This window comes from Lederbergia wuyishanensis, assembly GCF_022900255.1.
In the GTDB taxonomy this organism is placed as follows: Bacteria; Bacillota; Bacilli; order Bacillales; family Bacillaceae_C; genus Lederbergia; species Lederbergia wuyishanensis.
Genome location: NZ_JALIRM010000001.1, coordinates 285,151 through 300,366, shown reverse-complemented (window position 1 = coordinate 300,366; position 15,216 = coordinate 285,151). Strand labels below are relative to the sequence as shown.

General features: G+C 34.9%; 16 protein-coding genes. 6 read left to right on the top strand and 10 right to left on the bottom strand.

Annotation, left to right across the window (positions count from 1 at the left end; all coding sequences use genetic code 11):
* Positions 1-54: 54 nt before the first annotated feature.
* Entirely contained in the window at positions 55-969 is a 915-nt protein-coding gene (gene cyoE / locus MT489_RS01570) for a heme o synthase (RefSeq protein ID WP_244679752.1), read from the bottom strand.
* A 462-nt stretch (positions 970-1,431) separates the two neighbouring features.
* On the opposite strand from cyoE, the gene MT489_RS01565 reads away from it, so the two are divergent.
* Positions 1,432-2,400, top strand: coding sequence for a COX15/CtaA family protein (locus tag MT489_RS01565; RefSeq protein WP_244679751.1), 969 nt, complete (start codon positions 1,432-1,434; stop codon positions 2,398-2,400).
* A gap of 51 nt (positions 2,401-2,451) precedes the next feature.
* Here the strand turns inward: MT489_RS01565 and MT489_RS01560 are convergent, their stop codons facing one another.
* Entirely contained in the window at positions 2,452-3,675 is a 1,224-nt protein-coding gene (locus MT489_RS01560) for an FtsW/RodA/SpoVE family cell cycle protein (protein ID WP_244679750.1), read from the bottom strand.
* A 302-nt stretch (positions 3,676-3,977) separates the two neighbouring features.
* Positions 3,978-4,259, bottom strand: a complete 282-nt coding sequence (locus MT489_RS01555; RefSeq protein ID WP_244679749.1) for an Fpa/YlaN family protein — start codon at positions 4,257-4,259, stop codon at positions 3,978-3,980.
* A 292-nt stretch (positions 4,260-4,551) separates the two neighbouring features.
* Between MT489_RS01555 and MT489_RS01550 the strand changes: the two genes are divergently transcribed.
* Complete coding sequence (locus tag MT489_RS01550; protein WP_244679748.1) at positions 4,552-5,046, top strand: peptidyl-prolyl cis-trans isomerase; 495 nt, start codon at positions 4,552-4,554, stop codon at positions 5,044-5,046.
* A gap of 194 nt (positions 5,047-5,240) precedes the next feature.
* Here MT489_RS01550 and MT489_RS01545 read toward each other — a convergent pair whose 3' ends face one another.
* Positions 5,241-6,569: a PhoH family protein gene (locus MT489_RS01545; protein ID WP_280518462.1), complete on the bottom strand. Its 1,329-nt coding sequence runs from the start codon at positions 6,567-6,569 to the stop codon at positions 5,241-5,243.
* A 173-nt stretch (positions 6,570-6,742) separates the two neighbouring features.
* Here MT489_RS01545 and MT489_RS01540 point away from each other — a divergent pair, with 173 nt between their 5' ends.
* Positions 6,743-7,348, top strand: coding sequence for a YhcN/YlaJ family sporulation lipoprotein (locus MT489_RS01540; protein WP_244679747.1), 606 nt, complete (start codon positions 6,743-6,745; stop codon positions 7,346-7,348).
* Between the two features lie 66 nt (positions 7,349-7,414).
* On the top strand, positions 7,415-7,615 hold the full coding sequence (locus tag MT489_RS01535; RefSeq protein WP_244679746.1) for a YlaI family protein: 201 nt from the start codon (positions 7,415-7,417) through the stop codon (positions 7,613-7,615).
* Between the two features lie 182 nt (positions 7,616-7,797).
* Here the strand turns inward: MT489_RS01535 and MT489_RS01530 are convergent, their stop codons facing one another.
* Positions 7,798-8,169 carry a YlaH-like family protein gene (locus tag MT489_RS01530; RefSeq protein ID WP_244679745.1) on the bottom strand — a complete coding sequence of 124 codons (372 nt, stop codon included), beginning with the start codon at positions 8,167-8,169 and terminating at the stop codon, positions 7,798-7,800.
* A 90-nt stretch (positions 8,170-8,259) separates the two neighbouring features.
* On the bottom strand, positions 8,260-10,098 hold the full coding sequence (gene typA, locus MT489_RS01525; protein ID WP_244679744.1) for a translational GTPase TypA: 1,839 nt from the start codon (positions 10,096-10,098) through the stop codon (positions 8,260-8,262).
* 330 nt (positions 10,099-10,428) lie between these two features.
* Between typA and MT489_RS01520 the strand changes: the two genes are divergently transcribed.
* Positions 10,429-10,614 carry a YlaF family protein gene (locus MT489_RS01520; protein WP_244679743.1) on the top strand — a complete coding sequence of 62 codons (186 nt, stop codon included), beginning with the start codon at positions 10,429-10,431 and terminating at the stop codon, positions 10,612-10,614.
* Positions 10,615-10,948: 334 nt separating this feature from the next.
* Here the strand turns inward: MT489_RS01520 and MT489_RS01515 are convergent, their stop codons facing one another.
* The 3 genes from MT489_RS01515 to MT489_RS01505 all read right to left on the bottom strand — a co-directional run bounded on the left by MT489_RS01515 (position 10,949) and on the right by MT489_RS01505 (position 12,571).
* Positions 10,949-11,737 carry an inositol monophosphatase family protein gene (locus tag MT489_RS01515; RefSeq protein WP_244679742.1) on the bottom strand — a complete coding sequence of 263 codons (789 nt, stop codon included), beginning with the start codon at positions 11,735-11,737 and terminating at the stop codon, positions 10,949-10,951.
* 152 nt (positions 11,738-11,889) lie between these two features.
* Positions 11,890-12,084 (bottom strand): hypothetical protein, encoded by a 195-nt coding sequence (locus tag MT489_RS01510; RefSeq protein ID WP_244679741.1) that lies wholly within the window; start codon positions 12,082-12,084, stop codon positions 11,890-11,892.
* A gap of 208 nt (positions 12,085-12,292) precedes the next feature.
* Positions 12,293-12,571: a UPF0223 family protein gene (locus MT489_RS01505; RefSeq protein ID WP_244679740.1), complete on the bottom strand. Its 279-nt coding sequence runs from the start codon at positions 12,569-12,571 to the stop codon at positions 12,293-12,295.
* Positions 12,572-12,731: 160 nt separating this feature from the next.
* Here MT489_RS01505 and MT489_RS01500 point away from each other — a divergent pair, with 160 nt between their 5' ends.
* A complete protein-coding gene (locus MT489_RS01500; RefSeq protein WP_244679739.1) occupies positions 12,732-14,204 on the top strand; it encodes an aminotransferase class I/II-fold pyridoxal phosphate-dependent enzyme in 1,473 nt (490 codons plus the stop codon).
* Between the two features lie 153 nt (positions 14,205-14,357).
* Here the strand turns inward: MT489_RS01500 and MT489_RS01495 are convergent, their stop codons facing one another.
* Positions 14,358-15,194: a polysaccharide deacetylase family protein gene (locus MT489_RS01495; RefSeq protein WP_244679738.1), complete on the bottom strand. Its 837-nt coding sequence runs from the start codon at positions 15,192-15,194 to the stop codon at positions 14,358-14,360.
* Positions 15,195-15,216 lie beyond the last annotated feature (22 nt).

The following is a 15,216-nucleotide window of genomic DNA, read 5'->3' as shown; positions in this document are numbered from 1 at the left end:
TGGTCACAGGACCAAATCTTTATTATATGGATTTCTATTAAAGAAAGAATTCCCCTAAAAAACCGATAAGATAACCATTGCGGTAAACAGAATCGTCAAATAGTTTATCGAATAAACGAACATGCGAGTTGCCCATTTTTTATCATCTCTATTTTTATACCCATTAATTCCAATTGCAAGCCATCCAACATTCAGTATAGTTGCTAGAATAATAAAGGGTATTCCCAATGAGTGCATGAAAAAAGGAATAGGCAATAACATTGCTACCCAGATTATGATATGCTTTTTTGTTGTGGTAAATCCCTTAACAACTGGAAGCATTGGGATAGAAGCAGCTCTATATTCATCCACTCTTCTCATAGCCAGTGCATAAAAATGTGGTGGTTGCCATACAAACATGAGTAGAAATAGCATCCATGCCAACGGCGGTAAGGACGGATCGACCGCTGCCCACCCAATTAAAGGAGGAACTGCTCCGGATATACTGCCAATTACTGTATTACTAACATACAACCGCTTTGACCAAAGACTGTATAATACAACATAGCTGAACACACCAATAATTCCTATGATGCCAGTGGTAATATTTGTCATAAATAACATAATCAATCCTAAACCAACGAATGTAAAACCAAGTGTCAAAACTTTTGAACCACTTATTTTACCAGTTACTGTAGGACGATTCTTTGTACGCTTCATGATAGGATCGATATCTCTATCTATGAAGTTATTCAAAGCACATGAGCCAGCAATAATGAGTGACGAGCCTAGCAATGTAAATATTACAATATCAATTGACTGAAGAAAATGATTCCCAGTAAATAAAAATGCAAGCCACAAACCAGTAAAAGTAGTAATTAAATTAGAATTGACAATTCCAATTTTAATAAGTGCAGTAAAATCTTTCAAGCCAATTTTCGGAGGGCTTGATGTTTCTTCCAATGATGTCAGAATACGACTGTTACTCATTCTTCTTCCTCCTTTCCTAAATATAATTGGTTCATACATAACTATAATGCATTTTTCATTTCTTTTCCCATTTTTCATAGAAATTTCAGTATTTGTTCACTAATTAAATTATGTATGAAGTCTTATGACTAACCTTTATAGTGTAGCATATTTTGGCAAAAAAAATGTAAAAATTGCAATGATAAAAATAACGATCCCAATTAAATATTAAATCACATTTCAATTCAACATTGTACGTTCCAAGCAATTAGAGTATGTCCAAACAATGACAATATATTGACAAGTAGTTTATATGTATCCATTTTTAACAAATAACTTTCTGTTAATCAAGTAATCGAAATCGCAAAAATCCTTTGTAACAATATTGTCAGTTGTTTTTTTGCGCATGTTTATGTAGTATCGGTAATGGAATTACTAATACTAATTGAAAAAATGATTATATAAAAGTTAGAAGGTGAAAATTTGCACCGGAAATTAAAATGGTTTTCAGTCATTACAACATTAGTAATGCTAGGTGTTTTACTCGGTGGTGCTTTAGTGACAAAAACAGATTCAGGAATGGGATGCGGAAGATCTTGGCCACTATGTAACGGGGAATGGTTACCAAAAGAAATCTCATCTGAACTTATTATTGAATTAGCCCATCGCCTAGTCTCTGGGAGTGCTGCAATTTTTGTCTTGATCCTAGCAATATGGTCATGGAAAGTCATCGGACATAAAAAAGAAACTAAAACCCTTGCCATTCTTTCAATTTCTTTCTTATTGCTTCAAGCTTTAATAGGAGCTGCTGCTGTACTATGGCCGCAATCAAAATTTGTATTGGCACTCCATTTTGGAATATCACTCATATCGTTCGCAGCTGTTTTCTTATTGACTCTGCTAATATTTGAGGTAGATCAGAAGTTCGATACAAATAAACTAGTCATTGATAAAAGAATGAAAAAACATATTATTGGCGTAACCATATATAGCTATGCTGTTGTTTATACTGGAGCTCTTGTGAGGCATACAGAAGCCAGTCTAGTATGCAGAGATTGGCCAATGTGTATAAATGGAAGTTTTACGCTTCCTAATAATATGTATCAATGGATACAAATGGGACACCGTCTTGCTGCCGGACTCATTTTTCTCTGGATTGCCTATATCATGTTGATTTCTCTCAAACACTATAAACATCAAAAAGTCATGTATTGGGGTTGGATAATTGCATTTGTCATTGTTACATTGCAAGTCGCAGCTGGAGCTATCGTCGTGATAACAAGTCTAAATATATATTTTGCACTTGCACACGCACTATTTATATCGTTTTTATTCGGATTACTTAGCTATTTCCTCATGCTGCTAACCCGAAACAAAGATAAAACTGTTGAGGAAGCAATTGAAAACACTTCTGGATCTAAGGTAAAATCTTCTGAAGCAATAATCCATTAAAAGTAACATAAAAAAACTTGCTAAACTATTTAGTTAAGCAAGTTTTTTTCTTTAGTTACGAATATTATATTTTGGTTGAATTGTTGATTGAACGGGCCTTAAGGTCTCCTGAGGTTGATTATTCCTGTTCCCGTATTTTTCTTCATAATTTTTAAACATTGATACATTTGTAAGTATTCCCATTGCAATTGATAAAACGAGAATAGAAGAACCTCCATAACTAATAAATGGAAGAGTTACTCCGGTTATCGGAATTAGCCCTGATACCCCACCAAGATTAATAAAAGATTGTATACCTATCATGGAAGCAATTCCAATCGCAAGCATACTACCGAATGGATCTCGACTTCGAATTCCAATATAAATTCCTCTTAATACAAGAAATGATATCCCTAACAATACAATTGCTACACCAAAAACACCTAGTTCCTCAGCGATGATGGCCATAATAAAATCAGTATGTGGTTCGGGCAAATATCCTAGTTTTTGTACACTTTGTCCTAACCCAAGACCTTTAATTCCTCCAGAACCAATGGCCAAATAAGAATTGACCAACTGATTCCCTTCATTTTGATAAGTCCCAAAGGGGTCTAGGTATCCAACAATCCTTCCCTTATTTCCTTCAGTAAAGATTTTATCAAATTTCATTACTATAAATGGTGAAAAAATTAACCCGATAGTAATACAAATGGCTATTAATTTAGATATGGATTTAAAACTCATTCCAGAACATAGAATTATGGATATGCCTATTAAGAGTGTAATAAAGGCTGTCCCGTTATCTGGTTCAATCTTAATTAGAAAACAAACAAATAAAAGGAAGAAAATCGGTGGAAAAACACCTTTATTGAAGTTATCAATATAACGTTGTTTATTTGCATATACGGCTGAAAGATAAATGATTACACTAAGCTTTACAAATTCAGATGGTTGTATTTTTCGAGCACCTACATTAATCCAACTTTGTGCGTTATTCGTAGTGTGCCCTATAACCGATACAGCAAATAATCCTAGCACTGCCATTCCAGTCATGATTATTAGAAAAGTTTTATTACGGTATGCTTTATAAGGGAAGATAGCAAAAGCCAAAAAAACGATAAATCCAAATATTAAATTCATCTTTTGCTTTTGATAAAATATGTCAGCTGGCCATTCGTAATACTGGACTGCTCTTACCATACTCGAACTATAAACCATTACAAGTCCAAACAAACATAGCAATATGTATACGGCAATAATAGAATAGTCGTAGGATTTTAAGATTTTTTTAAACATAAAACTCGTCCAATCTATGATTGAGTTTTTCAATATAGCTTTTTTCTCATACTTTGCTGCTATTTTTATAAAAATAAATCATAAGAAAATGATATTATCCTCATAAATAAACATTCAGAAGAAAAAAACTAACTACCAAATTCATAAGGCTCGAAAATTTCCTTATAAGGTTAATGCTTGCTTTGGTTTTTGTGCTTTTACAAAAACCAAAAATACTTTATAATTATCAGATTATAAAACAAACCCAAACAATTAATAAAACTGTTTGAGTTTTTATACATTTTAGTTGCTGCGTACAACCCTTATTTTTTTAAGGATGCTTCATGGAGAGCAGAAAGTTGCCTTTCTAGTGAACCCATTAACTCTTTTCCATCCTTTTGGTCAACTAGACCAAGACGAACAGCAAAATCTATTTCACGAGATAAACCAAACATTTGTGTGTCCAGCACTTCCTCGTATAAAGGGCATTGCGGCATTGTTAAATTGTCCATTTGCACTTGAATGAGACGCAAAATTTTATCAGCGTCCGCCTTAAGTAGTGCATAGGCTTTTTCCCTATGATCAATTTGAATTTCAGACACCACATTAATCCCCCTTATCATTAGAACAGCGCATGTACCAATTATTATCAAGGTCATTTAAATTGTTGCCATTCTTGAAACAAACAGACAATCCTATCTGTAAATTCTACATCTAATATATATAAAAAGCAAGTACAACGAGACGTTTTGTATATGATTCCACCATAGGATTTCTTATGTTTCCACTATAGATTTTATCTTTTGAATAACATCTAAGCATATATCGAAAGTTGTACAACTTTTATTTTATAAAGTTTCAAGTTATAATTTACGAATATGAGAAAGGGGTTATAAAATGAACACAATAATGTCCATTAAGGGAAAAGTAAAATTTCCAATTACTCTTGATGCCGGCGTTTGGATTTTTGACGATCGGCGTATTGACTTAAATACATATTTTATGGAAGAAAAACACGAGGAGAAAGATGAAGAAGAGTTAACAGTTGTTTCTAAGCACTGGGACCGAGTCATCAAGGAAGGTGCTGTATCTCCTCCAACTTTGAAATCTGAACGCCAATTTGAGAAGGTAAAGGTATTAACAGGTACATTTGGAATTAAATTTGAACCATTTTTAAAAAATGCAGAGCCATTAGAGGATGCTAATATCCTTGTTGTTGAAACGGAAACTGAAGATTTTAGTATACCTTTAAATGAAGGCTACAATCTTATCCTTCAGTATTCCAAGGAAGGCAAGCCATTAAAAGAAGATGGTCCTGTTCATATTTTATATCCAGATGGCTCAAATCGACAAAATCCAATTAAACGTGTAAAATCATTCAGAGTTGAATAATACACAAAAAGATCCATCACTGATGGATCTTTTCATTTAGTTTTTTTGTAAAGTTCATAGTTTTTATAAATCCAAAAGCGATCTTTCCCCTTAGAAGATTAGACTAGCTATATTGAGAAGGACGAATTCTTATATCTTCGGAATGTTATAGTTTAAAATTCCAATTTTACCCTTTATGTTAAAATTAATTTCATTTAAAGTAAATCTGCTGCTAGTTGTGCGAGACTTGAACGCTCACCTTTTACTAGCTTTACATGTCCTGCAGATGCTTCGTTTTTAAAGCTTTCTAAAACATATGTTAATCCATTATTATATTCATCTAAATATGGATGATCAATTTGTTCAGGATCCCCCATAAAAACTATTTTACTACCTTCTCCAACTCTAGTTAATATTGTTTTCGCCTCGTGCTTTGTTAAGTTTTGTGCCTCGTTGATTATTATAAATTGCTCAGGGATACTCCGCCCCCTTATATACGTAAGCGCCTCTACTTCAATTGAACTCATTCCTGCCAAAATAGCATCTATTTCTCCAGGTTTTTTTGTATTAAATAAAAATTCTAGATTATCGTAAATAGGCTGCATCCATGGCCGCAACTTCTCTTTCTTCTCCCCAGGCAAATATCCTATATCCTTTCCTACTGGAACGATAGGGCGAGCAACGAGCAATTTCTTATATATTCGCATATCTTCGGTTTGCATTAATCCTGCAGCCAAAGCCAACAAGGTTTTGCCGGTCCCTGCTTTTCCTGTCATTGTTACAAGTTGAATATCTTTTCGAACTAGTAATTCCATTGCCATTGTTTGCTGGGCATTCCGTGGCTTAATTCCCCAAATTGAATCATTATGATTTATCAACTTTTTAATAACTGTACCAGAAGCATCAATTATTCCAATTCCAGAAGCAGAACTTCCAAGTTCATCCCTTATAATTAGAAATTGATTTGGATAGTACTTCTTATCTTTATTTTCATGTAATAAAATTTCTCCCTTTTCGTAAAAACGGCCAATTTTATCCAAACTAATATAATGCTCTGCTACACCCGTATATATATCATCTATCTCAACGACACGATCGTTCAAGAAGTCCTCTGCATGTAAGCCCAACGCATCTGCTTTGACCCTTAAAAGAGCATCCTTACTAACAAGGATCACCGATTTGCCATCTACCTTTGTTTCTTCTTCAAGTGCAATATTTTTAGCAACCGCTAATATGCGATTGTCATTCGTTTTTTCAATAAAAATTTCTTGAAGTTGCTGAAAGGAACGGTGATTCAGTTCTATGCGAAGAGTCCCCCCATTCTCAAGCTTAATTTTTTCATGGAGCTTGCCTTTTTCTCTGAAGCTGTCAATCAATTTCGCAATATGTCTTGCATTTCTACCAATTTCATTCATGTACCGTTTTTTAGAATCGACCTCTTCAAGAACAACGGCTGGGATTATGACATCATGTTCCTCAAAGGAAAAAATGGAATTGGGATCCTGTAGTAAGACATTTGTGTCTATTACATAAATTTTTGTCAAAATTGATGCCTCCTGCTCCTTTTTAATATCTTATGTTCACGGACACTGCCCGGTGTCAGGAGAAATAACCTTACAGATGATTATTCTATTTTATGAAATATATGAAAGTCTGCATAAAGATAGAAGAAAAAAGCAAAATAAGTCAAGAAGTAGTGATTTTTGGAGGGATATTAATGCGTAATGCAATATTTTTTATATTCATCATTCTGATTACCTCTGCCTGTAGTCAAAATAATGGACAATCACAATTCAATCGAGACTCAGAAGTTATGCCTCAAGGTGTTTCTGTAAAAAATAGTCATATAAGCATTAATAAAAATAATCAATATACAGATGATGAAAGAGCTAATCATCTTGCAAATCTTGCTGCTGGAATCCCAAATGTACATGGAGCAACAGCCGTCGTGCTTGGTAATATCGCAATTGTCGGTATAGATGTTGACGCTAACGTGGATAGATCAAAAGTAGGGACAATAAAGTATTCAGTTGCTGAAAGTTTGAAACATGATCCTCAAGGAGCTGGGGCATTGGTTGTCGCGGATCCAGATATAAACGCTAGGTTGAGAGAAATTAGAAATGACATGGCAGCTGGAAAGCCAGTACAAGGAATTATGAATGAATTATCAGACATTGTTGGTAGAATTATTCCTGATGCCCCAACTCCTGAAATGGGAAAAAATCCTGAAAACGCTGTAAAAAAGCCAAGAAATCAAATGAATGGTAAAAATGATCGTCAACTGGAAAATGAACAACAAGAACAATCTAATGAAAAAAAATAGTGAATTACCAATTCATTACATGATATACTGTGAAGAATGAAAGTAGGATTCTTCAGAGGTGTTAAAATGAAAGTTCAATGTATCTTATGTGACCAACGTTCAGATTTAGAAGATGACTCCACTTTAGCAAAAAAGTTGAGAAATCGACCCATTCACACATATATGTGTCAAAGCTGTCATGATAGAATCAAGGTAAAAACGGAAGCCAGATTAGCAAGTGGGGCATTCCAATTATACAGCTACAGTAAACAAGATGATGATTTTTAATTAAACGATAAAGAAAAGCTTAAGGAGCCCGCTTGGAGGAAAGGACAGTTAAAAGAGTATCACCTTTCATTGTTCAGGTCATTTGACTTAGAACAGGGCGCTTGGAGCGGTAAGCCTGAGTCAAATAAGCTTTCTTATCATATAAAAAACCCAGATTTCTTAGTGAAATTCTGGGTTTTTTATTAGTTTCTTTCCAATGCTCCGGATTTTCTTTCACGGTTTAATCTTATTTTATAAATAATAAGGATGAGGGCCGCCACCATCAGTCCTTCTGCTATCGGAAGAAATATAGCTAAAAATGTTAGAAACAAGCAACCAACGATTAAAAATAAGTAAATAATAGCCGATTTCAATAATGGCAATTTCTTAGCAAAGCCTAACTTATAAACGAGGATGGCCAAACCAGTAATTGTTAACCAAAGTAGCCAATTAGAAGTCTGTGCACTGTCTGTCAGTTGGTAAAAAAATTTTAACGTAGGCGAAAAGTTATCAATAGCTCTTAAATCAGAACGTGTAAGAGCAAGAACAAATCCATCAAAATTCAATATATTCATTTATCTTATACCTCTTTCTACTGTAAAAAACTCGACCCATAAAACTTTTGGGTCGAGTATAGCATAACATAAAGCAGATTAATGTTTCATCTATTGTTCCATTTCAGCATATTTTTTCTTCTTAGCTACACGTTCACGTTCATTTTTATCCAGAATTTTTTTACGAAGACGAATTGATTCCGGAGTTACTTCACAATATTCATCATCATTTAAATATTCAAGAGCTTCTTCTAAAGACATCAGACGAGGTTTTTTAATAACAGCTGTTTGATCTTTCGTTGCCGATCTTACATTCGTTGCATGCTTTGTTTTTGTAATATTTACTGTTATATCATTCTCTCTCGTATGTTCACCTACTATCATACCTTCATAAATCTCAGTTCCTGGCTCTACAAAAATCGTTCCACGATCCTCTACTTGCAAGATCCCATAAGTAGTCGCTTTTCCTGTTTCCATGGAAACGAGAACGCCTTGTCTTCTGCCTCCAACTTTTCCTTGTTGCATTGGTTGATAACTATCAAAGGTATGATTCAATATTCCATAACCTCTAGTTAAAGTCATAAATTCTGTTGTATATCCTATTAACCCGCGAGCTGGTACATGGAAAACTAAACGAACCTGTCCATTACCATTATTAATCATATCAAGCATTTCGCCTTTACGGGTTCCTAGAGATTCAATAATGCTTCCTGTATGTTCCTCAGGAATATCTATTTGCACTCTTTCAACTGGTTCACATTTAACACCATCTATTTCTTTTACAATAACTTGCGGTTTAGATACTTGCAATTCATAACCTTCACGCCTCATATTTTCAATGAGGATGGAAAGATGAAGCTCTCCTCTACCTGATACAATCCATGCATCTGGAGAATCTGTATTATCTACACGAAGACTTACATCTGTTTCTAGTTGACTGCGAAGACGCTCTTCAACTTTTCTTGAAGTTAAATACTTCCCTTCTCTTCCTGCAAATGGACTGTTATTCACCAAAAAAGTCATCTGTAAAGTAGGCTCATCTATTCGTAAAGAAGGAAGGGCTTCTTGGTGTTCAATAGGACAAATTGTATCCCCAACATCAATGTTCTCCATTCCGGAAACAGCAATAAGATCACCAGCATAAGCTTCATTAATCTCAACTCTTTTTAAGCCAAAAAAGCCAAACATTTTAGTTACACGGAACTGCTTTGTTGTACCATCTTGTTTAAGAATAGCGACTTGCTGACCGACTTTCATCGTCCCTCTAAAAATTCTTCCAATTCCAATTCTTCCTACATAATCGTTATAATCGAGTAGAGAAACTTGGAATTGTAAAGGTTCTTCTTTGTTATCTACTGGAGCAGGAATAAAATCAACAATTGTTTCGTATAATGCTTCCATATTTTCTTGTTGTTGAATCTCTCTACTCGCAGTTCCTTTAATACCAGATGCATAAATGACAGGGAACTCCAATTGTTCATCATTTGCATCCAATTCTATAAAGAGCTCAAGTACTTCATCAACCACTTCCTCTGGACGAGCGAAATCACGGTCAATTTTATTAACTACGACAATAGGTGTCAAATTCTGTTCAAGTGCCTTTTTTAAAACAAAACGCGTTTGTGGCATACAACCTTCATAAGCATCAACAACCAAAAGTACTCCGTCAACCATTTTTAAAATTCGCTCAACCTCTCCACCGAAGTCGGCGTGTCCAGGAGTATCCAATATATTTATTTTTGTATCTTTATATTGAATGGCAGTATTCTTTGCTAGGATCGTAATTCCGCGCTCTCTTTCAATGTCATTAGAATCCATAGCGCGTTCTGCCACTTGTTCGTTTGACCTAAATGTTCCTGACTGTTTTAAAAGCTGGTCAACTAATGTTGTTTTCCCGTGGTCTACGTGTGCGATAATGGCAATATTACGGATATCTTCTCTAAGTTTCAAGGTGTTTCCTCCTGCAGTAAGAAAAGCGCAAGTGCCTGCTTATTGAAGTTCGGGCCAACAGGATACAGGTCCTTCTTCGATAAAAACATATTGACGTGGATTATAAAGTTAAAACTATATTATTGGCCTAAGCTTGCGATACAGGAAACAAGACTTGTCTTATAGACATATCTCTGTTTACTTTCACGAAAGAAGAGGACTAGAATTTAGTTCGTCAACGGCAACTTGCGCTAAACATTTTAAGTTTATATTTAACTGAACTATTATATCACATACAGTAGAAGAAATGGAATTTTTTTTGTACAATATACCTTTAAGGAGGAAAAAAATATGAACGGAATTAAGTGGAATCTTTTATTATTAGCAACAATCGGAGCATTCTCAATAGTGGGAATAGGAATCTCTGTAGGGTTAGATAGTTATTTTGGAATGATTGTATGCTTTATTGTATTAGTAGCTGTAATGGGATTTGGATTTAGAACTAAGAAAAAAATGAGAGATGGGGGTAAATTATAACAGAGCGCAAGGCAACTTCTACTTTCGGATCTAATAAAAAGATTTCCTTGCCCTTTCATTGCGTGGGTTTTAGATTTGGAAGCTATGACCTCTGGAATTTGACCACAAGCTTTCTTTGTCCAAATAAAAAACTCAAAAAACCTAATACTTTCTGGAACTGTCTCACTAATCATTAGTTCACTTTATGGCGTAGACAAAGTTATTTCTGACTTTGTTATACGCCATATTTATAAGGACATTTTTGAATAAAACTATTCTAGACTGGTCTTGAAAATGAGTTTCTTACAAGGCGCGAAGCCTACCTCTACAAGGTTTTTTAGCGGTTTTAGGAGACTTATTTTTCCTGAAAATATTCATTAATAAGCTTTTCATGAAGCCCTGGCTTTGCTACGATTACAGAGCCTTTTTTCAATAAATTTAATGGTTCGCCCTTAAAATCTGTAACAACTCCTCCAATTTCTTCAACGATGATTTTTCCTCCTGCAAAATCCCAAGGTGATAGAGTCTTGCTTATGTAGGCATCAAGTCGTCCTGTTGCAACATAAGCAAATTCTAAAGCAGCTGAACCGTAAGATCTCGTGCCTCTTACATCCTTTACTATAGAAATCAACGGATTTTTCACGTCATTGGAAGTTAATAACATCGCATTTAATCCAATAACCGCCTCACTGACTTCCACTTTTTCTAGCATTGGGAGTTTCAAATCACCCCAATACGCACCCTCACCTGAAATTGCATAGTATAATTCATTATGTACTACATCATAAAGATAACCGAGTTTTCCTTTCCCATTTTCGAAAATTCCGATTGAAATAAAAAAATTCCTTTGCTGATGTACAAAATTCATCGTTCCATCAATCGGATCGATTATCCAAATAACACCATCTGTACTTTGAACTTCATCACCAAATCCTTCCTCCCCTAATATGTTATGTGATGGGAATGTTTTTCGAATTTGGCTTGTGAAATATTGTTCAACTTCTTTATCGATATTAGTGACTAAGTCATTTGCATCCGCTTTCGTATCTATTTGTAAAGCAGTTTCAAATGAAGCTACAATGCTTTTACCAGCTTCTTTTAGCCATTCCTTAGCCGCTTTATCAACGCTAGACCAATTGACCATTACGATTCCTCCATTATGTTCTACCTATCCATAAGCTTAGAGAAAACAATTTTGATTATCAAGTTTTTGGTGTTTTCTACGAATAAAAAACGAACACCCGACTAAATGCACAAATGGGAGTCCGTTTCAATTTTTCATGAACATCTTATAACTCACAACGCTTCAAGTTTTATTAATTCAGAACGAATTCTTTCCAATTTGCGCATCGTTTTTACTTTCACTTCTTCATCTTTTTCTTGCAAGGCGTCGAAAAGAACGGCCAATTCATAATTTAACTCCAAACGTAGTACTGCAAGTTTTTGTTTATCCAAATTTTTCTTCCTATACGCATTCATTACTTGTTTCATGGTAAAACACCCCTTCCGAAATGGTGGTAGATTTATTCAACTTTCGGGTTTAGCTTATTATATTGTATGTTGCCGCAATATACGCGGTAACAAAATTGTGTGTTCACCTAGCAAGTCTAAAAAGTATGGATGAAAGCTAACTGCTCTTGCTTTTTTGTACCCGTTTAGAAACTTACATAAACGTCGTATACATTTTCGAAGATGAATATTATAACGTTCCCATTTTAATTATCTTATCACTTTCAGTTTCTTTTGCTTTTTTTATCGTTTTATAGGAGGAATAACCGCTTACTTCTTCAAATTCCTTATCAAACTTTTTTTCTTCCGCTTTACTAGGGACAATTTCCTTAAACCTCCTATAACAATTCATTAATTTTGTTTTTTCGATTCCTGTTTCATACGCCTTTTCAATTGTCTGATAAAATTGAACAACATCAACTATTTCATCTGTTGTCCAATCTAGTGAAAATGGGTACTGATATTCCATATTAAACTCTCCTTTAGTTCTTATTATGTATTATGAGTTCACTTGTTATGTCGTATACCAATAATGTGTGTAAATATGTCTATGAAAAACAATATATTGATGTTATAATTTGTTCTTGTTTCAGTATCTTTTCTATTACTTATAAAAGGATGTGACTTCATTGTCCCAATATGAAACACCACTATTTACAGGGCTGGTGCAGCATGCCAAATCAAATCCAATTCAATTTCATATTCCCGGTCATAAAAAAGGTGCTGGAATGGATCCCGAATTCAGAGATTTTATTGGAGAAAACGCCTTATCTATAGATTTAATAAATATAGCACCATTAGATGATTTGCATTCCCCAAAAGGAATGATTAAAGATGCTCAAAAATTGGCAGCTGAAGCTTTTGGAGCTGACCATACTTTCTTTTCTGTACAAGGGACGAGTGGTGCCATTATGACAATGATTATGTCAGTTTGCGGACCTGGCGATAAAATTATCGTTCCCCGTAACGTTCATAAATCAGTAATGTCAGCGATAGTGTTTTCTGGTGCTACTCCAGTCTTTATTCATCCTGAAATTGACCCTAACCTAGGAATATCACATGGGATTACTACAGAATCTGTTGAAAAAGCACTTGAAATTCACCCAGATGCAAAGGGTTTACTTGTTATTAATCCTACTTATTTTGGAATAGCAGCTGATTTAAAAAAGATTGTTGATATTGCTCATTCCTACGAAGTTCCAGTTCTTGTAGATGAAGCACATGGTGTTCATATTCATTTTCATGAAGGATTGCCTTATTCAGCAATGGAAGCTGGTGCAGATATGGCAGCTACAAGTGTGCATAAGCTAGGTGGCTCCTTGACCCAAAGTTCAGTGTTAAATGTTCGCGAAGGACTGGTATCACCACAACGGGTTCAATCTATTATTAGTATGCTAACTACTACATCAACTTCTTATTTATTGTTAGCTTCACTTGACGCAGCTAGAAAACGGCTTGCAACAGAAGGAAGAGATCTTATAGGCGGTGCTATCACTCTCGCTGAAAAGATTCGTCAAAAAGTAAATAAAATCCCTCATCTCGTGTGTCCCGGAAAAGAAATGTTAGAGACTGGTGCAGTTTTTGATTACGATCCAACCAAGCTCATTATTTCCGTAAAAGATCTCGGAATAAATGGATACGAAGCTGAGAAATGGCTCCGAAATGAATATCAAATAGAAGTTGAACTATCTGATTTGTATAACATTTTATGCATCGTTACTCCAGGAGACACTGATGTAGAGGCAGCCATTCTAATTGAAGCTCTAGAAAAATTATCCGAGAAGTTTGGAAAAGCAGAGAATGACGTAAACCATCATAATGTAATTCTGCCTGATATTCCACTTCTTGCTATGAGCCCTAGAGACGCTTTTTATTCTGAGACGGAGATTATCCCACTCAATGAGTCTGCTGGACGAATTAGCGCGGAATTTATTATGGTTTATCCACCAGGAATACCAATCTTTATACCAGGTGAGATTATTACAGAAGAAAATCTTCTGTATATTAGAAAAAACATTGAAGTAGGCTTACCCGTCCAAGGACTTGAAGATGAAACCTTAAAGACAATAAGGGTTATAAAAGAATTTGAAGCAATTAGATAATAAGAAAAGCACAAGGCACTCTTTACTTTGGTGCAAGACTATTGACTATAAGTCATGTAACCTGAAATAAACAGTTCAAAGTAACCATTAATAAATTTTGCATTATTCATTTTAGAATAAATAAGAGAGGCATTAAACCCTGCCTCTCCTTTTTTATTGAGGTGTTTCAATTAGCTTCGGATCCAAAGTTTCATATCCTTTATCCCTCAGACCGTTTACTATTTGCTCTAAGCCAGCATTTGTCCACTCACGGTCATGCATAAGTAAATTTGCTCCATTTACTAATAATTCTGTATTAACCATTATATCTGCAATTGCATCCTGAGACATATAGTCCTTTTCCCAATCGTATCCATAGGTCCAATTCATGACAAGCATCTTTTCTTCTGCAGCAATTTGCTTGCTAACATCTGTGTTGGCTCCAAATGGAGCACGAAAGAACTTTGGACGTTCCCCTGTTATTTCTTCAACTTTATCATTAACAGAAAGTATTTCTTCCTTTTGTTCTTCTGGAGATAGTGAGGTCAAATTAGCATGCGAGAATGTGTGATTCCCTATTTCAAAGCCAAGATTGTATATTTCTTTTAGAATCGCTTCTTTTTCAGGTGAGTTGATAAAATGCCCATTAACGAAAAAAATGGCAGGTGCTTGCAATTCATTTAATGTTTTAGCCATTTCTAGCGCATATTTATCAGGTGCATCATCAATTGTTAATAAAACAACTTTTGGATTTGCATCCTTGATTGGTTCTAATGCAAAAACAGCGTTCATTTTATATTCAGGAGCAGCCACTTCATCTATGGGCTCTTCACCCTTTTCTTCTTCAACATTAGTTTCTGGCGATTGTACATCTTCTTGTTCTACCAAATCAGGTTTTTTTTCTTCTGCTACTGGTTCATCTTTTTTTATAGATTCTTCCTTTTGGGCAGTCTGACCGCTGCAAGCAGCTAATAATATTGCAACGGACATTATGATGCTAGATAATCTCATACTGCTCCCCTTTCAAATGCTT